At 62.4% G+C, this 24,170-nt stretch carries 23 protein-coding genes; 6 read left to right on the plus strand and 17 right to left on the minus strand.

Going from position 1 to position 24,170, the window contains the following annotated elements; genetic code table 11:
* Window positions 1-2 precede the first annotated feature (2 nt).
* From hutG to QM996_RS22020, 13 genes are all read right to left on the minus strand, one after another.
* Window positions 3-821: an N-formylglutamate deformylase gene (hutG, locus tag QM996_RS21960; protein ID WP_334198162.1), complete on the minus strand. Its 819-nt coding sequence runs from the start codon at window positions 819-821 to the stop codon at window positions 3-5.
* A gap of 1 nt (window position 822) precedes the next feature.
* On the minus strand, window positions 823-2,358 hold the full coding sequence (gene hutH / locus QM996_RS21965; RefSeq protein WP_334198163.1) for a histidine ammonia-lyase: 1,536 nt from the start codon (window positions 2,356-2,358) through the stop codon (window positions 823-825).
* Window positions 2,355-3,599: an imidazolonepropionase gene (gene hutI / locus QM996_RS21970; protein WP_334198164.1), complete on the minus strand. Its 1,245-nt coding sequence runs from the start codon at window positions 3,597-3,599 to the stop codon at window positions 2,355-2,357. The genes hutH and hutI overlap by 4 nt, the downstream gene beginning before the upstream one ends.
* Before the next feature lie 296 nt (window positions 3,600-3,895).
* Window positions 3,896-4,480: a phosphonate metabolism protein/1,5-bisphosphokinase (PRPP-forming) PhnN gene (phnN, locus tag QM996_RS21975; RefSeq protein ID WP_334198165.1), complete on the minus strand. Its 585-nt coding sequence runs from the start codon at window positions 4,478-4,480 to the stop codon at window positions 3,896-3,898.
* Window positions 4,477-5,616 (minus strand): alpha-D-ribose 1-methylphosphonate 5-triphosphate diphosphatase, encoded by a 1,140-nt coding sequence (locus tag QM996_RS21980; protein ID WP_334198166.1) that lies wholly within the window; start codon window positions 5,614-5,616, stop codon window positions 4,477-4,479. Before QM996_RS21980 ends, phnN begins: the two co-directional genes overlap by 4 nt.
* Window position 5,617: 1 nt before the next feature.
* Window positions 5,618-6,325, minus strand: coding sequence for a DUF1045 domain-containing protein (locus QM996_RS21985; RefSeq protein ID WP_334198167.1), 708 nt, complete (start codon window positions 6,323-6,325; stop codon window positions 5,618-5,620).
* Between the two features lie 127 nt (window positions 6,326-6,452).
* A complete protein-coding gene (gene phnE, locus QM996_RS21990) occupies window positions 6,453-7,970 on the minus strand; it encodes a phosphonate ABC transporter, permease protein PhnE (RefSeq protein WP_334198168.1) in 1,518 nt (505 codons plus the stop codon).
* Between the two features lie 9 nt (window positions 7,971-7,979).
* Entirely contained in the window at window positions 7,980-8,942 is a 963-nt protein-coding gene (phnE, locus tag QM996_RS21995) for a phosphonate ABC transporter, permease protein PhnE (RefSeq protein WP_334198169.1), read from the minus strand.
* A gap of 201 nt (window positions 8,943-9,143) precedes the next feature.
* On the minus strand, window positions 9,144-10,049 hold the full coding sequence (gene phnD / locus QM996_RS22000; protein WP_334198170.1) for a phosphonate ABC transporter substrate-binding protein: 906 nt from the start codon (window positions 10,047-10,049) through the stop codon (window positions 9,144-9,146).
* Between the two features lie 86 nt (window positions 10,050-10,135).
* On the minus strand, window positions 10,136-10,978 hold the full coding sequence (gene phnC / locus QM996_RS22005; protein WP_334198171.1) for a phosphonate ABC transporter ATP-binding protein: 843 nt from the start codon (window positions 10,976-10,978) through the stop codon (window positions 10,136-10,138).
* A 181-nt stretch (window positions 10,979-11,159) separates the two neighbouring features.
* A complete protein-coding gene (locus QM996_RS22010) occupies window positions 11,160-11,492 on the minus strand; it encodes a low affinity iron permease family protein (RefSeq protein WP_334198172.1) in 333 nt (110 codons plus the stop codon).
* 113 nt (window positions 11,493-11,605) lie between these two features.
* On the minus strand, window positions 11,606-11,800 hold the full coding sequence (locus QM996_RS22015) for a hypothetical protein (RefSeq protein ID WP_334198173.1): 195 nt from the start codon (window positions 11,798-11,800) through the stop codon (window positions 11,606-11,608).
* Between the two features lie 477 nt (window positions 11,801-12,277).
* Window positions 12,278-12,655 (minus strand): YciI family protein, encoded by a 378-nt coding sequence (locus tag QM996_RS22020; RefSeq protein WP_334198174.1) that lies wholly within the window; start codon window positions 12,653-12,655, stop codon window positions 12,278-12,280.
* A 318-nt stretch (window positions 12,656-12,973) separates the two neighbouring features.
* Between QM996_RS22020 and QM996_RS22025 the strand changes: the two genes are divergently transcribed.
* The 3 genes from QM996_RS22025 (at window position 12,974) to QM996_RS22035 (ending at window position 16,143) form a co-directional block, all read left to right on the plus strand.
* Window positions 12,974-13,801, plus strand: coding sequence for a transporter substrate-binding domain-containing protein (locus QM996_RS22025; protein WP_334198175.1), 828 nt, complete (start codon window positions 12,974-12,976; stop codon window positions 13,799-13,801).
* 72 nt (window positions 13,802-13,873) lie between these two features.
* Window positions 13,874-15,154, plus strand: coding sequence for an NAD(P)/FAD-dependent oxidoreductase (locus QM996_RS22030; protein WP_334198176.1), 1,281 nt, complete (start codon window positions 13,874-13,876; stop codon window positions 15,152-15,154).
* A 17-nt stretch (window positions 15,155-15,171) separates the two neighbouring features.
* Window positions 15,172-16,143, plus strand: coding sequence for an amino acid ABC transporter permease (locus QM996_RS22035; RefSeq protein ID WP_334198177.1), 972 nt, complete (start codon window positions 15,172-15,174; stop codon window positions 16,141-16,143).
* Window positions 16,144-16,242: 99 nt separating this feature from the next.
* On the opposite strand, the gene QM996_RS22040 is transcribed toward QM996_RS22035, so the two are convergent.
* A complete protein-coding gene (locus tag QM996_RS22040; protein ID WP_334198178.1) occupies window positions 16,243-17,055 on the minus strand; it encodes a PfkB family carbohydrate kinase in 813 nt (270 codons plus the stop codon).
* Window positions 17,056-17,241: 186 nt separating this feature from the next.
* On the minus strand, window positions 17,242-18,255 hold the full coding sequence (locus QM996_RS22045; protein ID WP_334198179.1) for an SIS domain-containing protein: 1,014 nt from the start codon (window positions 18,253-18,255) through the stop codon (window positions 17,242-17,244).
* Between the two features lie 240 nt (window positions 18,256-18,495).
* On the opposite strand from QM996_RS22045, the gene QM996_RS22050 reads away from it, so the two are divergent.
* Window positions 18,496-19,227, plus strand: a complete 732-nt coding sequence (locus QM996_RS22050; protein WP_334198180.1) for a GntR family transcriptional regulator — start codon at window positions 18,496-18,498, stop codon at window positions 19,225-19,227.
* A gap of 60 nt (window positions 19,228-19,287) precedes the next feature.
* Here QM996_RS22050 and QM996_RS22055 read toward each other — a convergent pair whose 3' ends face one another.
* Both QM996_RS22055 and QM996_RS22060 read right to left on the minus strand, forming a co-directional pair.
* Complete coding sequence (locus QM996_RS22055) at window positions 19,288-20,415, minus strand: NAD(P)/FAD-dependent oxidoreductase (protein WP_334198181.1); 1,128 nt, start codon at window positions 20,413-20,415, stop codon at window positions 19,288-19,290.
* A 95-nt stretch (window positions 20,416-20,510) separates the two neighbouring features.
* On the minus strand, window positions 20,511-21,464 hold the full coding sequence (locus QM996_RS22060) for a LysR family transcriptional regulator (protein WP_334198182.1): 954 nt from the start codon (window positions 21,462-21,464) through the stop codon (window positions 20,511-20,513).
* Between the two features lie 234 nt (window positions 21,465-21,698).
* Between QM996_RS22060 and QM996_RS22065 the strand changes: the two genes are divergently transcribed.
* Window positions 21,699-22,886 (plus strand): acyl-CoA dehydrogenase, encoded by a 1,188-nt coding sequence (locus QM996_RS22065; protein ID WP_334198183.1) that lies wholly within the window; start codon window positions 21,699-21,701, stop codon window positions 22,884-22,886.
* A gap of 11 nt (window positions 22,887-22,897) precedes the next feature.
* A complete protein-coding gene (locus QM996_RS22070) occupies window positions 22,898-24,082 on the plus strand; it encodes a CaiB/BaiF CoA transferase family protein (protein ID WP_334198184.1) in 1,185 nt (394 codons plus the stop codon).
* Window positions 24,083-24,170 lie beyond the last annotated feature (88 nt).

The raw sequence follows: 24,170 nt of genomic DNA on the forward strand, positions 1-24,170 counted from the left end.
GGTCATGCCTCGCTCCCTGTCTGTGTTTTGAGGTCAAATGCGATGGTTTCGATGCGGTTCAGGATGGCTTTCAACGGCTCGCGCAGCCGCGCGCTACGGGCGGCGTCGAGCGCGAAGGGCGGCTCTTCTGCGGTGAGATGGGTCGATTGCGCGAGCTCCATCTGGATCGCATGCACGCCCGTTTCCGGCCGGCCATAGTGGCGGGTGGTCCATCCACCCTTGAAGCGGCCATTGAGAATACTGGTGTAACCCTCTGCCGCAGCAGCGATATCGGCCGTCGCCTTCTCAATCTCGGGCGCGCAGGTCTTGCCCATGTCGGTGCCGATGTTGAGATCCGGCAGCTTTCCTTCGAAGAGGAACGGGATATACGAGCGGATCGAGTGGCAGTCATAGAGCACGACGACGCCGTGGATTGCCTTGATACGTTCGATCTCGGCGGCGAGTGCCGCGTGATAGGGCGCGTGGAACGTCCGCAGACGTTCGGCGATATCGGCTTCGGTTGGCGCCTCGCCATCCTTCCAGATCGGCTTGCCGTCGAAATCCGTTTCCGGGATAAGTCCGGTCGTGTTCTGGCCGGGGTAGAGGCTGACGCCGGCGGGATCGCGGTTGGCGTCGATCACGTAGCGGTGGAAGGTGGCGCGAACGACGGTCACCTCCGGCAGCAGGCCATCATAGAGCTGGTGGATGTGCCAATCGGTATCGGCCAATATCCGACCGTTGTCGTTGAGCCGATCCCAGATCGCACCCGGCACGTCCGTGCCCGTGTGCGGAAATCCGAGAATGACCGGGGAGTCTCCCCTTTTGACTTCGAAGACCGCCATCTCAGGCCTCCAGGCTGGGAAGGATGCCGGCGGAAACCGCGGCGTTCAGGCGACCGGAAGCGATGAGGTCGCCGGCAGCCTTGAGGTCGTTGGCCATGTAGCGGTCTTCTTCGATCGTCGGCGAGACGGCGCGAAGTGCGGCGGCGGCCTTCTGAAGCTCCGGGCTCGTCGCGAGCGGCGCGCGAAATTCAACGCCCTGGACGGCGGTGAGTGCTTCGATGCCGACGATCGAGAAGAGGTTCTCGGTCATCAGCAGCAGGCGGCGAGCACCATGGCAGGCCATGGAAACGTGGTCTTCCTGGTTGGCCGACGTTGGTGTCGAGTCGACCGAGGCCGGGTGAGAGAGCTGCTTGTTCTCCGACATCAGCGCGGCGGAGGTGACCTCGGCGATCATCAGACCGGAGTTGAGGCCCGGTTTCTTGGCGAGGAAGGCCGGCAGGCCATAGGAGAGGGCAGGATCGACGAGCAGCGCGATACGGCGCTGCGAGATCGCGCCGATCTCACAGACAGCGAGCGCGATCTGGTCGGCAGCGAAGGCGACCGGTTCGGCGTGGAAGTTGCCGCCGGAGACGACGGAATTGTCCGACAGCACCAGCGGATTGTCGGTGACGGCGTTGGCTTCGGTCTCGAGCGTGCGCGCAACGGAGCGCAAGAGATCAAGGCAAGCGCCATCGACCTGCGGCTGGCAACGAATGCAATAGGGATCCTGCACGCGCTCGTCGCCTTCGATATGGCTTTCGCGGATGGCCGAGCCGGCAAGAAGTGCACGCAGAGCTGCGGCCGTGTCGATCTGGCCACGATGGCCGCGCAGAGTGTGAATGTCGGGATGGAAGGGCGCGGAGGAACCCATGGCCGCATCGGTCGACAGGGCACCGGTGATCAGCGCGGCCTGCGCAGCGCGGTGCGCGCGGAAGAGGCCGGCAAGCGCGAGTGCTGTCGAGGTCTGGGTGCCGTTGATCAGCGCCAGGCCTTCCTTGGCCGCAAGCACGACGGGCGTCAGTCCCGCAGCGGAAAGCGCTTCGGCGCCCGACATGCGGCGTCCTTCGAAGAAGGCTTCGCCATGGCCCATCATGACCGCCGCCATATGGGCGAGCGGCGCGAGGTCGCCGGAGGCACCGACCGACCCTTTTTCGGGAATGACGGGGATCACGCCCTTTTCGAGCATGGCTTCGATCAGCCGCACGAGTTCGAGGCGAACGCCGGAGGCGCCGCGACCGAGTGAGACGAGTTTCAGCGACAGGATGAGGCGCACGACGTTTTCGGCGAGCGGCTCGCCGACGCCGCAGCAATGCGACAGGATCAGGTTGCGCTGCAGCGTCGCGACGTCGGCGCTGTCGATCTTGATCGAGGCCAGCTTGCCGAAGCCCGTGTTGATGCCGTAGACCGGTGCGTTGCCGGCGACGATGTCGGCGATGCGGCGTGCGGCCTTCTCAATGCCGGCGTCAAAGGACGGGTCGAGACGGGCGGGTTCACCGGTCCAGTAGATGGTTTCGAGGTCACGAAGGGGCACGGAGCCCGGATGTAGAATAATGGTCATTGACCAGTCCTTTGCCCTCTGAAGATGCATTCATGAAGCGGGTTGAAGCCGATGCGATAGACGAGCTCGGCGGGATCCTCGATGTTCCAAATCGCGAGATCGGCTGACTTGCCGACCTCGATCGTTCCGGTCTCAGTGAGCAGGCCGAGGGCGCGTGCGGCTTCGCGCGTCGCACCGGCAAGGCTCTCGGCAACCGTCAGCCGGAAGAAGGTCGCCGACATGTTCATGGTGAGGAGCAGCGAGGTCAGCGGCGAGGTGCCGGGGTTGCAGTCGGTTGCGATCGCGATGCGCGCGCCGGCGTCGCGCAGCGCCTGCACCGGCGGCAAGCGTTCTTCGCGCAGTGCATAGAAAGCGCCAGGCAGAAGCACCGCGACGGTGCCCGCCTTGGCAAGAGCCGCGGCACCCTCGGCGTCGAGATATTCCAGATGGTCGGCCGAAAGCGCGCCGTAGGAGGCTGCAAGCTTGGCGCCGCCGAGATTGGAGAGCTGCTCTGCATGGAGCTTCACCGGCAGGCCGAGCGCCCTGGCGCGGTCGAAGACCTCGGCGATTTCCGCGGTCGAAAAGGCAATGCCCTCGCAGAAGCCGTCGACTGCGTCGACCAGCCCTTCGGCGTGTGCCGCGTCAAGCCCGGGCAGGACCACGTCGGAGATATAGTCGCCGTTGCGGCCCTTGTAGTCGGCCGGTGTCGCGTGCGCAGCGAGGTAGCTGGTGACGATACGCACCGGACGGAGGGTTTCGAGTTTGCGGGCCGCGCGCAGCATGTTGAGCTCGGCAGCCACGTTAAGCCCGTAACCGGACTTGATTTCGACGGTCGAGACACCTTCGGAAAGAAGCGTGTCGAGGCGCGGCAGGGCGCTGTCGACCAGTTGATCCACCGTCAGCGCATTGGTCGCCTTCACCGAGGAAACGATACCGCCGCCGGCACGTGCGATCTCCTCATAGGTCGCGCCTTCGAGCCGCATCTGGAATTCGCGGGCGCGGTTGCCGCCATGCACGAGATGGGTGTGGCAATCGATGAGGGCGGGCGTCATGACGCGCCCCTTGCAGTCGGTGGCCTCAAGGCCGCGCGCGAAGTCTGAAGGAAGATCACGCTCCGCACCGGCGTAGACGATACGGCCATCGACGACCGCAACGGCGGCGTCCTCGATGACATCAAGTCCGTCGACGCTTTCGCGGAGCGCCACGAGACGCACATTGCGCCAGATGCCGGATGCCTGCTTGCTGGTCGAGAGTTGGTTCATGAGGTCGCCTCCACTGGATATAATGTATATACATATTAATTCGCTCCACAAGAGGAAAATTGGCAGATTGGAGGAAAAGGAAAGGGCGATCGGGTCGCCGAAAAGCGATGAGACATCTGAGCAGATTGCTTTAGAAATTTGATTTCGTGAGAATTTTTGCCCGGCGTCGGGTTTTATGAGCGCAAAAAGAAAGGCCCCGAAACCTGAGGTTTGGGACCGCCGTTTATGTCTATAGGAAAGGATAAGCGCGATGGTCTTCGCGAGTCGAAGCCCTGTCAGGGCAAAAATGGATCACGCTAAGCCGCGTGATCCGCCTTGATGCGCAGCCGCTCCACGACCTCGACGAAGCGGTTGCCGGCGACCTCGAGCCTGCCGCTGTTGTCGATGACGCTGACATCGGACCCCGACGTAACGTCGGGGACCTGGCGGCTGAGCCGCCGCAGCACCTCTTCCTCGCTCTCGCGGCCGCGTTCGGCAAGGCGCTTCGCGAGCACCGGCGTTTCCGCCGTGACGACCACGACGGCGATCTCTCCGAAGGCTTCCCGGAACGCAGGCAAGGCGCCGCGGCTGCCGTTGACGATCGCCGTCATGCCGTTCCTGACATTCTGGAGTACCGTGGAGGGGATGCCGTATTTCAGCCCATGCGCGTCCCAGGACACGGCGAAGGCACCGTCCTTTTGCATTCCGACGAATTCGTCTTCCGAGACGCTTTCATGCACCTCGCTGCCGGCATCCGATGGCCGCGTGATGACGCGGCGGACGAAGTGCACGTCGTGACAGTCGGCGAAATGCCGGGCGGCAAAGCCCATGACGCTGTCCTTGCCGGCGCCGCTCGGTCCGACGACGACGACGAGCGCGCCACCCTGTTCGCTCGCGCTCATGCGACACGCCGTCCTTCGCGCCAGACGGAGCGCACAACCGGAATGCCTTCCTTGCGGTGGACGCGGGCGATATCGGCACGCAGGCCGACCGCGATGCGGCCGCGGTCGTTAAGACCGACGGTGCGTGCTGGCGTCGAGGTCACCATCGCGATCGCCTTCGGCAGGTCAATTGCCTCGATTTCGTCGGAAAGGACGAAGGGGGCGTGAATCAGGCTGAAAGGCACATAGTCCGACGACAGCACGTCGAGGACACCACGCTCGGCCAGGTCGCGGGCGGCGATATTGCCGGAGTGCGACTTGCCGCGCACGATGTTCGGGGCGCCCATGAGCACGCTCAAGCCCGCGCGGTGAGAGGCTTCCGCGGCTTCGAAGCTCGTCGGGAATTCGGCCAGCTTGATGCCGAAGCCGATCGATTCCTCGACATGGCTGACGGTCGCATCGTCATGGCTGGCAATGGTGATACCGCGGGCGGCACAGGCCTGGGCAAGCGCGGTCCGGTGCGGGCCGGCATATTTTGCCGAAAGCGCCTGCTGACGCTCGACAAACCGGGCGAATTCTTCGTCCGAAAGGCCACGCTTGGATTTGTAGTAGAGCGTGTACTGGTCCATCGTCTGGAACTGGCGCTGGCCGGGCGCATGGTCCATCAGCGAGACGAGCTTGACCTGCGGGTCGTTCTGGAAGTCCTCGTAATGGTCGAGCACGTCGGAGGTCGACACTTCGCAGCGCAGATGGATCAGGTGGTCGGCGCGCAACCGGCCTTCTTCCTTGGCCTGCGCCAGAGCATCGGCCATGCCGCGCATCTCGCCCTTCTGGAAGCCGCCGTCTTCGTCTGAGCCGAGACGCAGGCAGTCGAACACCGTAGTGATACCGGAGGTGACGACCTGCGCGTCATGTGCCTGGATCGCCGCGATCTTCAGCCAGCGTACGCCCGGGCGCGGCGAATAATGCGCTTCGAGGTGATCGGTGTGCAGTTCAATGAGGCCGGGGATCAGATAGTCGCCTTCGAAGTCCTCGCCGCCGGCAGCCGTTCCCTCGGAAATATCGGCAATCCTGCCATCACGGATCAGCACCGAACCGTCGAGGACTCTGTCCTCCAGAACGATGCGGGCATTGGCTAGAACCTGTTCTTTGCTCATCTCATGCAATCTTTCGTTGGGTGTCGCTGCCGAGCGGCAGCAGCGAGCGGACAGTAAAGGGGGCGCCGCGTTCCGGTTCGACGAAGAGCGCGACTGACGTCACGTGAAGCGGCTTTCCGATGTGCTCGGCAAAGGTGGATTCGAGGACAGAGCGCATGACGCCGCTCGCCTCGGCGGGCACGGGGCCGGTCAAGGTCAGATGGAACTGAAATTCTTCAAATACATAGGGATAGCCCCATTCCCTCAGGTAACGCCTTTGGCGCTCCGGGAGGCTCTCCGGCTTGCGCCGGGCAAGATCCGCCTCCGAAAGGGGGGCACGGAACGGGTCGAAGCGGTGAACGGCATCTTCGGCCAGATCCTGCAGTTCGGCAGAGGGTGCAGACGGCACCAGCGCAAAGAACGGACCGAGCTGGTGCAGGGCGATTTCAGGGATTTCGAAGGGATCGAGATCGGCTGCGAAGCATTCGAAGATGTTGAGCAGTTCTTCCTCGTCGCGGCCTTCCGCAAGCTCGAACGGAGCCTTCAGCGTGCCGTGGAAACCGTAGCGCCGCGGGTCGGCTGTCAGTGCGCGCTGCGTGTCCTTGTCGAGGCCAGCGACCGGCGGGGTATCGAGGTCCTGGCCGGTAAAGGCATCACGGCCGAGCCAACGGGACGCGACCTGCGACAGCCGGTCGTCTGCCGGTGGCGCGAAGTAGATTGCATAACGCACGGTCTTCACTTTCTTGTAGCGACCGGCCCGCCAGGGCGGCGGGTCGATAGTTTGCGGGATGCGATGCGCAGCTAACCGATTTCCATGACAACATCATGATGGCGGGCGCGCAAATGCTTGGCTGTCGTCAATGTGCCTTGCGCCCCATCAGGCGCGAACGGCACGCGTTCGAGATGCTGTCGAAAATAAAGACAACCAGCAAGATCAGAAGCACCATGTAGGCGACATTTTCCCAATCGGAATTGGTGCGCATCGCTTCCCAGAGCTTGAGACCGATACCGCCCGCGCCGACAGCGCCGATGATCGTCGCTGACCGGGTGTTCGATTCCCAGAAATAGAGCGCCTGACTGGCAAAGACCGGCAACACCTGCGGCAGCACGCCGAAGCGCTGTACGGCAAGCGGCGCGGCACCCACCGACTTGACGCCCTCGCGCTGCTTGTCGTCGATGTTCTCCAGCGCCTCGGAATAAAGCTTGCCCAGCGTGCCGGTGTCGGTGAAGAAAATCGCCGAGATACCGGCAAGCGGTCCGGGGCCGAAGGCGCGGGTGAAGAACAGCGCCCAGATGAACATGTCGACCGACCGCAGGAAGTCGAAGAAGCGCTTGGCCAACTGATTGGCCATGAAGTTCGGCGTGATGTTGCGGGCGGCCAGGAAGCAGAGCGGGAAGGCGATCAGCGACGCAAAGAGCGTGCCGACGAAGGCCATGACGACCGTCTGCAAGAGCTTCGTCCACACATCCAGATGCTGCCATTCGGCATTGTAGAGAATGTTGCTCCAGGCAAGCGAAAGGTTCGAGCGGGCCGGATCGATGCGCTCGCCGGAGGCGATCAGCGAGGCGACCTCGCCATAGCTTTTGCCGAAGAAGGGTGAGTTGGTGTCGAAGAGGAAATTCGCCCAACCGAAGAACCGATTGCGCACCGAGACCTCGTCGCCTTCGACTTCGGCCCAGCCGGTGGCGCCAAAAGCCAGAACGATCTTCTCGCCGGGACGCTTCTGCGTCGCCCAGGACGGCAAAGCGCCTTGCGGTGTCACCGTGTCCGTGCCATCGACGGCCATCGTCAGCGTCGCGCCGCCATGGGTCGCCTTCACCAGACCGTCGGCGATCTCGATCTTGGTCGAGCGGTCGTAGGTCACGACGACCCGCGTCAGCACCTCTTCCGTACGGGTTTCGACACGGTTCTGCGCCTCGGCTGTCGAGCCGCTGCCAAGGGCCGAACTCGGCGCCATGAAGCTGAAGGACGAGCTTGCTTTCGGCTTGGCCACCTGCGTCGTCGACGCCGGGATTTCAACGCGCCGCGTCACCGTCTCCTTGTCGAGCTCCACCCAGTCCGGCTTGGGATTGGGGCCAAGCGGCGAGTTGCGCTGATAGTTGAGGCTCATCGTCCGGTCGGAAGCGATGTGGATTTGCGGACGCACTTCGTAAGAAACCCAGTCGGCGAGATAGGTGCCGGCGATGCCCCAATTGGCATTGCCGAGCACCTGGCCGATCGAGAAGAACCACCAGCTGAAGACGAGATAAACGATGACGCCGCCGGCGATCGCTGCCGTGCGTACCCGCTTGGAGGCGGAGGATTTCAGGAGCTCGGGATGGCGGGTCGCAATCGCGTCCATCTCCATCGGGCTCAGTCGTGTGGTCGTGGTCATGGCGCGCACCTATTGGGCAAGCTGGAATGCCTGCTCGCCGACGAGGCGGCGGCGAAGCCAAGCGGAAAACTGGTCGACGGCGAAAATGGTCGCGAACAGCAGGATGACGATCGCCAGCGTCTTGGCCTGATGGCCCTGGCCGATCGAAAGGCGCAAAAGCTCACCGATGCCGCCGCCACCAACGGCGCCGATGATGGTCGAGGCGCGCACATTGATTTCGAGCCGCAGCAGGAAGTAGCTGGTGAAGTTGGGCAGCACCTGCGGCACCATGCCGAACCAGACGCGCTCGATCCAGTTGCCGCCGGCAGCACGGAGGCCTTCGTCCGGTTTCATGTCGGCGTTTTCGACCACTTCGTAAAAAAGCTTGCCGAGCGCGCCAATCGTGTGGATCGAGACCGCGGCGATCGCGGGAATGGGCCCGAGCGAGAGGATCGCCAGGAAGAAGCCGGCAATCACCACTTCCGGAAAGGCGCGCAGAATCTCCATGAAACGGCGAACGGCGCCGCGTATCCACGGATTGGGCATCAGGTTGCGCGCAGCAAGGAAGCAGAGCATGAAGCCGAAAGCCGTGCCGATGACTGTCGAGAAGATCGCGATGTTCACGGTCTCCAGCATCTTGTGCACATATTCGGGGATGTAGAAACTGTCGGTCAGGTACAGCCGGCCTTCGGGGTAGTTGTACTTGAAGCTGCCGTCGTCATAGGGCGAGGGCAGGTCGAACATGGCGCGGAATATTTCCAGGCCGTCACGCGGTGCGAGATCGCCGACGAAGTCGAACAAATGCGGCAGGCGATCGAAGAACTTGCCGGCGTTGGAATCGTTGGCGAACCAGAGCGAACCCGAGAGCGTCAGGAAGAGAAGGGCGAAGCCGAGCCAGGAATAGAGACGGCGGCGGGAACTGAGTTCCTGCCAATGGCGCTCGATGACGGCGCCGTTGTCGCTCAGATGCCGTGGGAGCAGGGAAGTTGCCATGATCTTTCCGGCTTACACCGGCCTCTTTGGCATTTCCTGGAAAGTGCGAAGCGGCTTTCCGTCGGGAAATGCGTGAATAAGCGATAGACATACTCAGCAGCGCGGCGCTGAGACATGCAGTCGGGACAGGTGCCGGACACCCCTTCAAACAGTGAAACGCTGGCCGTTTGGGCGGCCAGCGTTCCCGGGAGATGCGGTTTATCAGCCGCCGATCGTCGCCTTGCGGGCGTCGATGATCGGCTTGTAGAAGTCGGAGTTAACTTCGGTATAGCCGGTGAAATCACCGCCCTGGATGGCCGAGAAGCAAGCGGCGTCGGTCTTCGGCAGGTCCATCATGAACTGCTTGAACTTTGCCTTCATGTCGTCGTTCATCGAGGTGCGGACAACGATTGGGCCGTTCGGGATCAGCGGTGACTTCCAGAGCTCGACGAGGTCGTTCATGTCGAGGATGCCCTTGTCGACCATTTTGCGCAGGTTGCCGGAGGTGTAGCCGTCCTTGAATTCGCCGACGCCCGAGCCGAAGGTCGTGCCGGCATCGAAGGTACCCTTGACCACTTCGAGAACGAGGTTTTCGTGACCGCCGCCGAAGCCGGTCTCACCGAAGAATTCCTTGACCGGAGCGCCGATTGCTTCCGGCAGGGTGACGAGCGGAACGAGGTAGCCCGAGGTGGAGTCCGGATCGGCGAAGCCGAGCTTCTTGCCCTTCAGGTCTTCGAGCTTGGTGATGCCGGAATCCTTGCGGGCAACCATGATCGAGTGGTAGCCGGTCGAACCGTCGGTCTGGACGGTCGTCAGGATCGGCTCGACGGCGTCAGCCTTGGCGAGGTAAATCTTGGCGTAGCCGGAAGCGCCGAGCTCGGCGTAGTCGAGCGTGCCGCCGAGCAGGCCCTGGATAACGCCGTCATAGTCGGCGGCCGGGAACAGCGAGACCTTCTCGACGCCGATGGCGGCCGGCAGCTTGTCGACGAGGCACTGGAAGTTGCGCAGGCGGTCGGCTTCGTTCTCGCCGCCAAGGATGCCGATGCGGAATTCCTTGAGGTCTTCAGCCTGAGCGTGGCCGACGAGGGCGAGGAGCGCGACGGCGCCCAGAAGAGCTTTCTTCAGCATAAGGTTCTCCCGTGTGTCCGGCTCGGCCGGATCCTATTCGGTTTCAAAGAGGTGCCCTTGACGCGGGCTTTCGATCCTGGCGGGCGTCAGATGCCGGCCAGTGCCAGCGGCTTGAGGCCGGCCGATGCCGTTTCTTCCTGCGGTTCGGTCGCCGGAATGTTGATGCTGGTGGAGGTCATCGATTCCTCGATGCCCGTAGCGGCGCCATAGATCTCGGCAACCGCTGCCGCGGTCAGATCCTTGGGCTGGCCGTCGAAGACGACACGGCCGTGCGCCATGCCGATGATGCGTTCGCAATAGTTGCGCGCGGTATCGAGCGTATGAAGGTTGGTGATGACCGTGATGCCGTCGCGCTCGTTGATGTCGCGAAGCGCATCCATGACGATCTTGGCGTTGAGCGGATCGAGCGAGGCGATCGGCTCGTCGGCGAGCAACACCTTCGGCTGCTGCATCAGGGCGCGGGCGATTGCGACGCGCTGCTGCTGGCCGCCGGAAAGCGTGCCTGCGGCCTGAAGGGCCGTCTGCTCGATGCTCAGGCGTTCGAGCGCGCCGATCGCCATGATGCGTTCTTCGCGGGTGAACATGTTGAGGATGCTCAAGACCGTCGAGCGGTGATTGAGGCGGCCGAGCAGCACGTTGGTGAGCACGTCGAGGCGCGGCACCAGATTGAACTGCTGGAAGATCATCGCGCAGTCGCGCTGCCAGTTGCGAAGTGCTGCACCGCGAAGCGATGAGACTTCGGTACCGTCATAGACGATCGAGCCCGACGACAAATCGACGAGACGATTGATCATGCGCAGCAGCGTCGACTTGCCGGCGCCCGAGCGGCCGATCACGCCGACCATCTGACCCTGGGGGATGTCGAAGGTAACCGAACTCACGGCTGTCTTCTTGCCGAATTGGCGGGTTACACTCTTCAACTGAAACATTTGTAGCAGGTCCTCTTTCGGGGAGACCGGTCATCGGTATGACACCTGCCATATCGGCGCTTCATGAAAGCGAAATGTCAGTTTGTTGTAAGTTCTGTTACAGTTCACAGCCTGACGGGCTGAGTTAATCATGTTCGGGCGAAACGAGAGAATTCTCCTGCACAGCGGTCTCCTGAGCAGCTTAGCTCTGCCCGTCAGCTTCCGTTTCAAGCCGCTCGACTGCCGCTTCGATATGCTCCGGCTGTTCGTGTTCGAGGCCGACCACCCCGTTTCGGGTTTCATGCATTGACACGATGATTTCGTCGAGCTTGGCGTGGATTGCCGCCGTATCGCGATAACCTTGGATCAAGACGACGCTGGTGATCACGATCGCTGCGACCGACAGCGCATAGGTGACGACGTCGGTGAGGCCGAAAGGCACCAGGGCGGTGCTGCCAGCCATCGCCAGAATCACGAAATAAAAGCCGGGAGGACGAGATAGAAAATCAGCCATCTGAAAGAGAAAGTGATTCACTCCGTGTTCTCCGTAGGTCGATGCTCTCATTAACTATCGGACTCAGTCACTTTCTCCGAGGAAGTCAGCTCGAGCGTCGGCCGTTAACAGACGAGTTTCATCTCCTGTCCGTCTCAATCACCCTTGGTCTTGCCCGCATCCGACAGTTTGCCGCGGTGCGGATCCTTCAGGCTCTCACCAACGGCATCCCGGTCCTCCTCGGGATCGTCGGTCGGCGGCAAATAGCCGCGAGGTCGCGTTTCCTTAGGCCCTTCCCAACGTGGTGACTGGTCCGTCGTACCGGGCCTGCCCGTTCGTGGTTCTTTCATCGCGATCTCCCTTTTAACGCCGATAGAACCTTCAAATTTGAGGTTTGTTCCGGATCGCAAGTCTTCGTGCGTTCCGGAAGGCCGGTCATGAGCCCTCGATGCAGCTCGCGCGTTTCGATTCAGGCTCATGAGTCAGGCGACGGTCTAAGTCATGGAGGCGGAACGTGGGTAGCTGGGAGATGGCGCTTGCACCTCGCCGACATTTTCGGCCGCAGAGCCGTTCGTCCCCGTCTCATGGATCTCCGCGGCGAGATGATGAAGATAATGCGGCGACCCTCCCCCGTTGCGCTACCGCGACGTCCACTGAGCGCCCGGGCTGAAACTCTAAGGCGCCGCGCGTCTTGTCAGGCGCGCAAAGGTCGCTGCAGCACTTTGATTTACTGCATGCCTTCGTTCTCAAATCGGGGTCGATTAAAGGAGGACATGAAGTAGGGATTAAGGCCAGAGGCCAGAAAGCCTAGCGGCGCCGTGGCGCCGCTACGGGCCAGGTTCCAAGGTCGTTCCGGAAATATAGAGCGCAATCGGCCGGATCTCGTAGATTGCCGTCGGATTGCTGCGTCGCAACTCGCGCGCTGCCGCGATGGCTGCCTCGAGTGTCGGGAAGTCCACGACGTAAAGGCCCAGAAGCTGTTCCTTGGTTTCGGCGAAGGGGCCGTCGGTGACGATACCTTCGCCCTTGCCCCTCAGCGTCACCGCCCCTTCCACGGGGCCGAGCCGTGCGGCCGGGCCAAAGGATTTCTGTTGAACGAAGCGATCGTGAACCTGGAGCAGGTCGGACATCAAGGCCGCGTCCTCCTCCTTGCTCCACGATTCGACCACGCCTGCCGTGTGATAAGCCAAGATTGCGTAATACATTGGACCGTCCTCCCGGACGTATTCCTGTCAGGTTTCGCCGAAGGCTTCAATCGGCTCGGCGAGGTCGAGGGCTTCTGCACGCATGCCCGAAGTCGGAAACGGCGATGGCCGGCGCTTGCTGTCGGCGTGACCGTACCTCCGCGCTGGAACGCGCTTCCTTGGCTCATTCATCACGCAGACGCATGGTCCCATCACTTCGTTTCATGGAGTGAGCGTGCTTCCGCCCTTGACTCATCTTTATCGATCTTTTCTAACTTATGTTGTCAGACATCTTACATAATCGGGAACCCATTGCTGACGTTCAAACAGGAGGATCGCGTGAGGAAACTGGTTCTAAAGCTCGCCGTCGGCGCTGCCGCGCTGGCGCTTGCCACCGCCGCACAGGCAGGCGAGACGCTCGACCGGGTCATGAGCAAGAAGGCGATGGTGGTTGCCACCAACAGCGGGTGGCCGCCGCAGAGCTATCTCGACGACAGCAACCAGCTGGTGGGCTTCGACATTGACGTCTCCCGGGAAATCGGCAAGCGCCTCGGCGTCGAGGTCAGCTTCGAGACGCCGGACTGGGCCACGTTGACCGGCGGCCGCTGGCAGGGACGTTATGACGTCGGCGTCGGCTCCGTCACCCCCACCAAGGCGCGCGCCCAGGTCATCGATTTTGCCGGCATCTATTACTACAGCCCCTATGTCTATGTGCTGCACAGAGACAGCGAGGCGAAGTCGGTCGCCGATCTGAACGGCAAGGTCGTCGGCGTTGAAACCGCCACCACATCGGAAGACTTCATTCGCCGGCAGTTGGAAATCGATGCTCCGGGGCTGCCGCCGATCGAATACAAGCTGGAACCAGGCGAGATCCGCACCTTCGCCGACTCGATGCTTCCCTTTGACGACCTGCGCCTCGGCAATGGCGTGCGCCTCGATGCCGTCATCGCGCCGGAACAGACCGCACTGAACGCGATCAAGAACGGGTATCCGCTCAAGGTGCTTGAAGGCGAATACGCTTTCAAGGAGCCGCTCGTCGTGATTGCGGAAAAGACCGATCCGGAGTGGACGAAAAAGATCGGCGACGTCATCGCGGAGATGAAGAAGGACGGCACGCTCGCGAGCTTTACCACCAAGTGGTACGGCAAGGACTACAGCGCCGATTGACCTTGACAAGTCTGCGAGGCGGCAGTCGTGCCGCCCCGCAACCCTTAATCGCTGTCTGCGGGGCGAGAGAAAATGTCGTATCCGGATACCTATTACAAAAAGACGATGGTCGATCGCAGGGTCAGACCAGTCCTTTCGGAAACCATCGACTGTGACACGGTCGTCGTCGGCGGCGGGCTTGCTGGTCTGACAACGGCGCTTCAGCTTGCGCGCGCCGGGCAATCGGTCGTCGTGCTGGAAGCCGAAAGCGTCGGCTTCGGGGCTTCCGGTCGAAATGGCGGCTTTGTCAGCCCCGGATTTGCGACCGGTGGCGAGAATATCGCGCGAATGGCCGGTGCCGAGGGTGCACGGGAGATCCATCGGCTGTCGATCGAAGGTGTAGATTTCGTGCGCGATACCATTGCGGCACTGAAGATCGACAGCGCCCATGTGCAGCCCGGCATCACCAGCGTGCTGCGCTATGACGACGGCGGCAGCTTGAAGGCACATGCCGACGCGATGCGCCAAAACTACGGATACGAACTGGAATATTTCGACACCGAGCGTGTCCGCTCCGTATTGAAGTCGAAACGCTATTTCCACGCCTTGCGCGATCCGCAGGCATTCCACATGCATCCACTGAACTACCTTCGCGCCGTTGCGGGAGAGATCGAGCGGCTTGGCGGGCGGATCTATGAGGGCTCGGCGGCAACGGCAAGCATGCTCGACGGTACCGAAAAGACGGTGTCGACAGCCCGCGGTCGCGTCAAGGCACGCCAGGTCGTCTTCACCACCGGTGGCTACACCGGACCGCTCAACAGCCGGCTGAAGCGTGCGTTCCTGCCGATCGCAACCTACGTGATGCTGAGCGAGGCGGCGCCGGATCTGATCCGCTCGGCCATCGCCACAAGCGACGCGATCGGCGACAACCGCCGCGCCGGCGACTATTACCGGCTGGTGGATGGTGGCAAGCGGCTGCTCTGGGGCGGACGGATCACCACGCGGGCGGCGTCGCCCGCGGCCCTGGCCGCGGAATTGCGGCGCGAGATGACCGGCACCTATCCGCAACTCAAGGAACTTAAGACCGAACTCGCCTGGTCGGGGCTGATGTCCTACGCCCGCCACCTGATGCCCCAGATCGGCGAGATGCGGCCGGGGGTCTGGCATTGCACCGCCTTTGGCGGCCACGGCCTCAACACGACGGCGATCGGCGGTAAGCTGGTGGCCGAAGGCATTCTCGGCCAGTCCGACCGCTACAAGCTTTTCCGGCCGTTTGGTCTGGTCTGGGCCGGTGGCTATGCCGGGCTGGCGGTGGCCCAACTCACCTACTGGAAACTGCAGGCACAGGACTGGTGGCGCGAGCGCGCGGCCTGAACGCCGGAGATTTTGAGATGATTGGTCGTCTGATACTGACTTATCCGGATGTCGCGCGACGGTCCGGCATGTTTCTGATGCTGGCGCTCGTCACGCTGGCGATCTACGGGCTCGGCATCAGTCCCGCCTGGATCGGCCATCTGCTGCCGCCGTCGGCGGGCTGGCTGGAAGCCAACCCGGCGCTCGGCCGGCTGATGAGCGCCTTGATGGTCGCCCTGACCGCGGCGGCGAACTGGAAGGCCTTGCGGCAGCTGCCGCGCGGCGGACAGGTGATCGGCGTCTGGATCGAGCTCTTCGTGCTGTTGATGCTGTTCTTCTATTCGTTCGATCTGTCCTTCGCCTTCATCGCCAAGAAGATCGGCTACCTGGTCTCGCAAGGCGTCGTCACGACGCTCTACATCTCGGTGCTCTCGATCGCCATCGCCACGCTGATTGCGCTCGTCGGCGCCATTGCGAAGCTGTCGAAGAACGGCGTGGTCTATGGGCTGGCCACCTTCTACACCTCGCTCTTCCGCGGCCTGCCGCTGTTGATGCAGATCTACATCATCTATCTCGGCCTGCCGCAGGTCGGCTACGTCATCGGTGCGGTGCCGGCGGGCATCCTGGCGCTGTCGCTGTGCTATGGCGCCTATATGACCGAGATCTTCCGGGCCGGCATCGAGAGCATTCCGCGTGGCCAGACGGAAGGCGCGACCGCGCTTGGTCTCAGCCCGAGCCAGACGATGGCGCTGGTGATCATGCCGCAGGCGATGCGGGTCATCATCCCGCCGACCGGCAACCAGTTCATCGCCATGCTGAAGGACTCCTCGCTCGTCTCCGTCGTCGGCGTCTGGGAGATCATGTATCTCGCCCGCACCCAGGGCCAGACCGAGTTCCGCCACATCGAGATGCTGATCACCGCCTCGATGATCTACTGGATCCTCTCGATCGGCCTCGAATACCTGCAGTCCCGTGTCGAAGCCCGCTTCGGGCGGTTCGATGTTCGCTGAGCACGGTGCGCGCTAATTCCTTGCGGTGAAAAGATTGAAGGCGCCCGCCATATACCCGGCCCGGTATTGAACCGGGCCGGGTAGGGCGGGCGAATTGCGTCAAAGTTTGTGCGGTTGCTGCGGAAACCCGCCGACATGGGTGCAGGTGCGCGCAGCGAGGTCGCGCCCGGCCTCCAGCCGTTCGATGAGCGGGCGGCCTTCGAGATGAGCGAGAATGAACCCGGCGATAAAGCTGTCGCCTGCGCCGGTGGTATCGATGACGTCCACCGGACGGCTGCCGGTCGATACCCGTTCGGCGCCGTCGGTGGCGAGTGAACCGAGGGCGCCTCGCGTGACGACGGCCAGTTCGGCTCCCCGAGAGAGGAAATCAACGGCCAATCGTTGTGCGTCCTTACCACCGTCGCCGCCGGACCCGAAGGCGATGCTGAGCCCCTCTACGCCAACGTCGGCAGGGGCGGCATTGACGGAGACGTCCTGTGAGACGCTGACACCGGCGGCGGCAAGGCTCTTGCGCAACGCGCCACCGTCGTCGAGCCAGCCGATATGCACGTGATCCATGGTCTTCAGAAGGGCGATGTCGTCCGCGTCGGGTCGGTAACCGGCGCAGGCGCCGAAATCCTCATAAAGGAAGACGCGGTCGCCCTCCGGCGTGATGCCGATGTCGGTATAGGCGGTGTGGACGTCGCGCTCGTTGAGGCCGTCGAGCCGCACGCCGTTCTGCTTAAGGAGCTGCCGCACTTGCGCGCCGTTGCGGTCACGGCCGACGGCGCCGAAGTAGAATGACTGCTGCCCAAGAAGCGCCAACTGCACGGCGACATTGATCGCATTGCCGCCGACATAGGTTTCGCCCACCGGCGCCTGGAAACGGTCGATGCAATTGTCGCCGACGGCGGCAAGGCGGAAGGTGGTCATGGCGTCTCCTGGCAGCCGCATGGAAAGGTCGCGAACGCGTTTTCGCATCCGCGACCGCTCTGCATGTCTCCTTAAATCGACCTCGATTTGAGGACGAAGACATACAGCAAATCAAAGTCCTACAGCGACCTTTGCGCGTCTGATAAGACGCGCGGCGCTGTAGGCGAACGATTACGTTTCGAATGCTCAGTAGGCAACGCGTTTGTAGTAACGCCGCGTCGTCAGCGGGTGATTGCGCATCACCTCCAGATGGGCGCTGATGCGCTCGAGCACGGTTGCAAGCACGATCGGCGAGACGAGACCGCGCACGTCCGGAGAAAGCCCGGGGAGGATAAACTCCGCGGTGTCGAGGACGGTCAGCTTGCTTGTGTAGTTCGGCACGAAGTTCTGAACGCGCTCGGCAAGGGGGCGCATCGCATCTTCGCCCTTGAACAGGATGACGCTGACGTCCTGTTCCACCAGTTCGAGCGTTCCATGGAAGAAGTCGGAAGCATGCACCGGACGGGTACGGATCCATTGCATCTCTTCGAGAATGCACATGCCGTAGTAGAAGGCCTCCGGCCACGCGTTACCGGCGCCGGTGATGATGTGATAGTTCGAACCGGCAAGAACCTTCGCGAATTCCTCTGCCCTGGCTTCGAAGCCGCGTTTCACCTCCAGCAGCGATTGCGGCAGGGTTTCGAGTTCGCCCAAGATCCGCTCGTAATCTTCAAGCTCCCCGCGGTGGCGCATGATCGAAAGTGCGATGAAGAGCGATTGCAGATAGAAGGATTCGCAGGAGGTGTCGTCTTCGGCGAAGTTGACGAAGACGTGGTCGCCGCCTTGGCCGAGCGGCGTGTCCCGATGTCCAACGAGCGTCAAGACGGTCGCGCCAACCGCCTTTGCCTTCTCTAGCAGCGCCACGCTTTCTTTCGTCGTTCCGGAGAGGGAGGGAATGACGACGATGGACCCGGAGTTCAGGTTCGCCGATCCGGAAAGGACGAGCTCTGCCGGCAGGTCGATAAAGGTGGGAAAGCGGGACCGGCGTTGAAGAAGCTGGGCGGCCGGCTGCATCAGGATGGCGGCGCCGCCCGTCCCAGTGAAGAAGATGTTCTCCGCGCCGGCGGCGAGACAGGCCGCGATCGTGGCGTCTAGTTGTTGGCGCAGCGCGACCGCGCCCGACTGGATGCGAAGAAATCTCTGTTCGTCAAAGTTCAGCATGACACGCTTTCCTGGTGGTTGCCTCGGCCGGCGGTCTTGGTGTCCGCCGCTCCCTTCAATGTTGTAAGACAACTGACAACAATGCGAGCCGGTGTCAAGGGAGATATCTCGCCAGCACGCACCGCGCATCGGGATGCACGCGGAGAAGCGTCAAAAATCCGGGCGACCTGGGGCGCACTTGACCTCCCAGGATTTGTCAGACAAGAACATCTTTGTGATTGTTCAGCGGAGTGAGAGGAATTGGACGAACCCCTTCGTGATACGCGCACACTGGTCATTCAGCTTCGCGACCGCATCGCGGATCTGATTCGCGACGAAGGGCTCAATCCCGGCGATAAATTGCCGACCGAAGCGCAGTTGACGCAGCGCTTCAAGATCTCGCGTCCGGCGCTACGCGAAGCGCTGAAGTTGCTCGAGCAGGACAGCATAATCTATGTCGAGCACGGGCGGGGACGCTTCGTCTCGGCGATGTCCGCCGTTCATGTCGATCGTCCGATCACCGTCTTCGAAAGCGTCACGGACATGGCCCGGCACTATGGCTACGCCACGGCCAACAAGGTTCTCTCCGTAGCGGAAGAAACACCTGATGCGACCACGGCGGAGCAGTTGCGGCTCCAGCCGGGCGAGCGGGTGATCCGCCTCGAACGGCTGCGGCTGCACAAGGACGAGCCAATCCTCTATTGCGTCGACTTTATCCCGCGCAGCATCATCCCGTTGCGCCTCTACGATGTCGATTGGACCGGTTCACTGCTCGATCTTTTGGATCAGCACAGGAGCAGGCCCAGGATGTCGGCTGCGATCGTCTCTGCCGTCATGCTTCCCGATGATGTGGTCGAGCGCAACGATTTGCGCGACTTCGGGCCGGCGCTGCTGATCCGCGAGACCTGTTTCAATGCGGCAGGCTTGCCGGTGGTTTACGCGCTCGACTATCACCGCGGCAGCCATTTTTCCTTCAGCCTGGCGCGCAAGTAATCCGGCCGGCCGTCGGCGGTTGCTGACGATCGGCTCGTGACCGACGACAAACCGATCCCGTTACTTCTCGAAGCGTGCCGGGCTGAATTTCGATGGGTTGAGGCCGATGGCGTCAAAGCCTTCCGGCGCTGCGGCGCCGATGACGAGGTTCGCGGCAAGGGCGCCAAGCGCGGGCGAGGTCAAGATGCCATAGCCGCCTTGGCCGGCGAGCCAGAAGAAATCCGGCCGGTCGCGGGCAAAACCGATGACCGGTAGTTTGTCGGGTGAGAAGCTACGCATGCCGGCCCAGCTCTTGAAGATGCGCCGAACCGGGACGGTCGTTGCCTCTTCGATATAATGCGCTGCCCAGGCGACATCGATTTCCTCGGGCTGGACGTCGGCCGGCTCGCAAGGGGTGGCGTCGGCCGGCGAGGCGAGCAGTCGCCCACCCTCGGGCTTCATGTAGAAGTCTTCATCGATCTCGTTGATTTCCGGCAAGGTGAGCGCGTCGATGCCTTCGGGAAGATCAACGGTGATCGCCGTGCGCCGGTGCGGCACGATGCCGACGGGGGCGACGCCGAACAGGTCGGCAACCGGATCGGCCCAGCCGCCGGCGGCGTTGACGATCGTCTGTGCGCTGAGTTCACCGGCACTCGTCGTCAGTACCCAGCGGTTACCGTCGCGGCGCGGTGCCAGCACGTCCGAGCGTTCGACGATCGCCGCACCATGGCGGCGGGCGCCCCTGACGTAACCCTGCACGAGGTTTTCCACCTCGATGTCCCAGAAATGCGGATCGTAATAGGCGGCCGCAACATAGTCCCGCCGGAGGATCGGCACGCGCGCGATCACCTCCTCGACGGTCAGCCTCCGGATTTCAGGATTGGCGCTGTGTTCCGCCAGGAGGACCTCCTCGAAGCGGTCAGCCTTCTCGGCATTGGCGATCATGACGCCGCCGCGTTGCTTGAGCAGTGCCACCTCTGAGAATCCTTCAGGCGGATTGTCGAAAAAGGACTTGGATAGGGTCGCGAGCGCACAGACCTCGGGCGCGTTGTAGCGCAGCACGAACTCTGCTGCCGAGCGTCCGGTGCTGTGGTAGCCGAGCCCGTCCTCCCGCTCGATCACCACGACGGAGCGATGTGGCGCCAGGAAATAGGCGAGCGACAGCCCGGCGATGCCGCCGCCAATGATTGCCACATCGTATTCGCGCATGTCCCGCCTCCGTTGGTTGTTGGCGGGACCATAGGCAAGCTGCTATCCGCGTTCAAATTTATAACCAGAAAGGCGGCTATCAATTCTGATGATGGTTAGACGATCTCATCGAGGCAGTGGTCGAGCGGTTCCGTGTCGGCGACATGAGCCAGAAACGCAGCCTCAGCCGGATTGAGGATCGCGTTGGGGTTGGAGATGCGGAAGACATTGGTCGTCGGCAGGTCGGTGTAGGGCGGCAACTGCCAAAGCTGGCCCTCCGCCGCGGCCGGCGCCGCCAGGTGATCAGGCAACATGCCGATGCCGACATTGGAGGCGATCAGCCGCATGACCTCTTCGACATTGCAGGAAACGGCACGGACCTGCTGACCGAAGGAGCCGATTGCGCGCACCGCCGTCACCGAGTTCATGTGCTGGCCACCCAGCACGTCGGCGATGAAAGCAATATAGGGATTACCCCTAAGGTCGTTGAAGTCGATGCCCTCGACGCCGAACAGCGGATGACTTCGGCCGCAATAGAGGGCATAGCGCTCGCGCACGTGGAATCGCTTGTTGAGCCAATCGGGTATGTTACCGTCGCAAAGGCCCATCGTCGCAACGTTGCGCTCGACCGCACTCAGCACGTCGACAGTCGTCGCGATGGTGACCGACAGCGTCACTTTCGGGTGCAGCCGGAAGAAGCTTTCGAGCTTGCGGTCCCAGGCAGGATTGTGGGCGTGACTGACGGAATGGATGTTGAGGTGGCCGGTGATTTCCTCGCCTGCGGTTTCCAGAACGTTCGGCAGGCGGATGACAGCTGCGAAGATATCGCGGCACTGGGCGTGCAGCCGGGTGCCGGCATCTGTCAGGTTGAAGCGTCCGGGACGCCGGTCGATGAGTTTCTGGCCAACCGTTTGCTCCAGCCGCTTCAGCGCCATGCTGACGGCCGGCTGCTGCAGAAGCAGCCGGTTTGCGGCTGCGGTAATGCTACCTTCCTCGACAAGCACGACGAAGGTGCGCAGCAGATTCCAGTCGAGATTGTGAGCGAAGCGTTCGAGGCGGTCGTTGGCCATGGTCGTGGCTTGCTTTTGGTCTCTTGCGTTGACTGGGCCGCTCGGCAGCGAGGATTGGCGGCCCAAGGGACTTCAGTTCTTGTCGTCATATTTCAGCGATTTTGCAACACGGGGCGCGTCCCGGGTCGAAGAAGAGGCCATTCCCTGGACGCATGAGGCGGTGCCTCAATTTCGTTTGAAACCGCCTGCACCCCTTGCGATAAGATCAGCCGAGTAATCCGATGGGAGAGAAACATGGCCGGCAAGACGCAATTTCAATGGGATGATCCGTTCCTCCTCGAAGATCAGTTGACCGAGGACGAGCGTATGATCCGCGACACCGCGCGGGCCTATGCGCAGGACCGGCTGCAGCCGCGCATCATCGACGCCTACCGGGAAGAGTCGACCGACCCGGAGATCTTCCGCGAAATGGGCGAACTCGGCTTGCTCGGCGTCACCGTCTCGGACACCTATGGGGGCGTCGGCGCTTCCTACGTCGCCTACGGCCTCGTCGCACGCGAAGTCGAGCGCGTCGACAGCGGCTACCGCTCGATGATGAGCGTACAGTCTTCGCTGGTGATCTATCCGATCTATGCCTACGGCTCCGAAGAACAGAAGCAGAAGTATCTGCCGAAGCTGATCAGCGGTGAGTGGATCGGCTGCTTTGGCCTGACCGAGCCGGATGCCGGTTCGGATCCGGCCGGTATGAAGACCCGCGCCATCAAGACCGAGAGCGGCTACCGCCTCGTCGGCTCGAAGATGTGGATCTCCAACGCGCCGCTCGCCGATGTCTTCGTCGTCTGGGCGAAATCGGAAGCCCATGGCGGCGCAATCCGCGGCTTCGTGCTCGAAAAAGGCATGAAGGGCCTTTCCGCCCCGAAGATCGCCGGCAAGCTGTCGCTGCGCGCTTCGATTACCGGCGAAATCGTCATGGACAATGTCGAGGTCGGCGAAGAGGCGCTGCTGCCGAATGTGGAAGGCCTCAAGGGTCCGTTCGGCTGCCTCAACCGCGCTCGCTACGGCATTTCCTGGGGCGCGCTCGGCGCCGCCGAATTCTGCTGGCATGCGGCGCGCCAGTACGGCCTTGACCGCAAACAGTTCAACCGCCCGCTGGCACAGACGCAGCTCTTCCAGAAGAAGCTCGCCGACATGCAGACGGAGATCACGCTCGGCCTGCAGGGTTCGCTGCGCGTCGGTCGGCTGATGGACGAAGGCCTCATGGCCCCGGAGATGATCTCGATCGTCAAGCGCAATAATTGCGGCAAGGCGCTCGATATCGCCCGCATGGCGCGCGACATGCACGGCGGCAACGGCATCTCCGAGGAATACCAGGTCATGCGCCACATGGTGAACCTCGAGACCGTCAACACCTACGAGGGCACGCATGACGTACATGCGCTGATCCTTGGTCGCGCCCAGACCGGCCTCCAGGCCTTCTTCTGAACGGCACGATCATGGAAGCGCCGCTGAAAGGCATTCGTGTCCTGGAACTGGCCCGCATCCTCGCGGGCCCCTGGATCGGCCAGACGCTGGCCGATCTCGGTGCCGACGTCATCAAGGTTGAAAGTCCGGCAGGCGACGACACACGCACCTGGGGCCCGCCCTTCGTCGCAGGCGAAGATGGCGAGAAGCTCGACGCCGCCTACTTTCACGCCTGCAACCGCGGCAAGCGCTCCGTGGTGCTCGATTTCACGACGGAGGAGGGGCAGGAGGCGGTGCGCCGACTGGCGGCGCAATCGGATGTTCTGCTGGAAAACTTCAAGGTCGGCGGGCTCACCAAATATGGGCTCGATTACGAGAGCCTGAGGAAGATCAATCCGCGGCTGATCTATTGCTCGGTCACCGGCTTCGGCCAGGATGGTCCCTATGCCCATCGTGCCGGCTACGATTATATCGTCCAGGGTATGAGCGGCATCATGGATCTGACCGGCGAACCGGATCGCGAGCCGCAGAAGATCGGCGTCGCCTTCGCCGATATTTTCACCGGCCTCTACGGCGTGATCGCCGTGCAGGCGGCCCTTACCCAGCGCGAACGCACCGGCGAGGGGCAGCAGATCGACATGGCACTACTCGACTGCATGACCGGCGTGCTTGCCAACCAGGCGCTGAACTTCCTGGTCTCCGGCAAGGCGCCGCGCCGGCTTGGCAATGCGCACCCGAACATAGCGCCCTATCAGGTCTTTCCGACCTCCGACGGCCACCTGATCGTCGCTGTCGGCAACGACCGGCAGTTCGTGAAGTTCTGCGCATTGCTCGGGCGTCCCGAGCTCGCGACAGACGAACGTTATCTGACCAACGCGCTCAGAGTGCAGAACCGGGACACGCTGACCCCGGAACTGGCCGCGGAGACCGCAAAGATCGAACGCGACACGCTGTTGAAGATGTTGGAAGATGCCGGCGTGCCCGGCGGGCCGATCAACACCGTCGCCGATGTCTTTGCCGATCCGCAGATCGCGCATCGGCAGATGCGGGTGGATACGCCGCATTCGGGCGCTGCTGCCGGCACATCACCGGGTGTCAGGACCCCGATCCGCTTTTCCGGTGCCGAACTTGCGCTTGAGCGCGGCGTGCCGCGGCTAGGAGAACACACCGACGAGGTGCTGGCGGAGATCGGGATGCAAGTCGCGAAGACGAACTAGCGCCACGTAAGGCGACAAAAGCGCAAGTTAAGTCGCCGCTGAAGGAAAGAGCAAAAAGCCCCGGAAATCATGGAGATTTCCGGGGCTT

Origin of the sequence: Sinorhizobium chiapasense (assembly GCF_045277575.1) — a bacterium.
Classification (GTDB): domain Bacteria; phylum Pseudomonadota; class Alphaproteobacteria; order Rhizobiales; family Rhizobiaceae; genus Ensifer; species Ensifer chiapasense_A.

Coding starts and splice junctions, on each gene's coding strand:
- hutG (WP_334198162.1), bottom strand. CDS start 821: ATGGCGGTCTTCGAAGTCAAAAGGGGAGACTCCCCGGTCATTCTCGGA.
- hutH (WP_334198163.1), bottom strand. CDS start 2,358: ATGACCATTATTCTACATCCGGGCTCCGTGCCCCTTCGTGACCTCGAA.
- hutI (WP_334198164.1), bottom strand. CDS start 3,599: ATGAACCAACTCTCGACCAGCAAGCAGGCATCCGGCATCTGGCGCAAT.
- phnN (WP_334198165.1), bottom strand. CDS start 4,480: ATGAGCGCGAGCGAACAGGGTGGCGCGCTCGTCGTCGTCGTCGGACCG.
- QM996_RS21980 (WP_334198166.1), bottom strand. CDS start 5,616: ATGAGCAAAGAACAGGTTCTAGCCAATGCCCGCATCGTTCTGGAGGAC.
- phnE (WP_334198168.1), bottom strand. CDS start 7,970: ATGACCACGACCACACGACTGAGCCCGATGGAGATGGACGCGATTGCG.
- phnE (WP_334198169.1), bottom strand. CDS start 8,942: ATGGCAACTTCCCTGCTCCCACGGCATCTGAGCGACAACGGCGCCGTC.
- phnD (WP_334198170.1), bottom strand. CDS start 10,049: ATGCTGAAGAAAGCTCTTCTGGGCGCCGTCGCGCTCCTCGCCCTCGTC.
- phnC (WP_334198171.1), bottom strand. CDS start 10,978: ATGTTTCAGTTGAAGAGTGTAACCCGCCAATTCGGCAAGAAGACAGCC.
- QM996_RS22015 (WP_334198173.1), bottom strand. CDS start 11,800: ATGAAAGAACCACGAACGGGCAGGCCCGGTACGACGGACCAGTCACCA.
- QM996_RS22020 (WP_334198174.1), bottom strand. CDS start 12,655: ATGTATTACGCAATCTTGGCTTATCACACGGCAGGCGTGGTCGAATCG.
- QM996_RS22030 (WP_334198176.1), top strand. CDS start 13,874: ATGTCGTATCCGGATACCTATTACAAAAAGACGATGGTCGATCGCAGG.
- QM996_RS22035 (WP_334198177.1), top strand. CDS start 15,172: ATGATTGGTCGTCTGATACTGACTTATCCGGATGTCGCGCGACGGTCC.
- QM996_RS22040 (WP_334198178.1), bottom strand. CDS start 17,055: ATGACCACCTTCCGCCTTGCCGCCGTCGGCGACAATTGCATCGACCGT.
- QM996_RS22045 (WP_334198179.1), bottom strand. CDS start 18,255: ATGCTGAACTTTGACGAACAGAGATTTCTTCGCATCCAGTCGGGCGCG.
- QM996_RS22055 (WP_334198181.1), bottom strand. CDS start 20,415: ATGCGCGAATACGATGTGGCAATCATTGGCGGCGGCATCGCCGGGCTG.
- QM996_RS22060 (WP_334198182.1), bottom strand. CDS start 21,464: ATGGCCAACGACCGCCTCGAACGCTTCGCTCACAATCTCGACTGGAAT.
- QM996_RS22065 (WP_334198183.1), top strand. CDS start 21,699: ATGGCCGGCAAGACGCAATTTCAATGGGATGATCCGTTCCTCCTCGAA.
- QM996_RS22070 (WP_334198184.1), top strand. CDS start 22,898: ATGGAAGCGCCGCTGAAAGGCATTCGTGTCCTGGAACTGGCCCGCATC.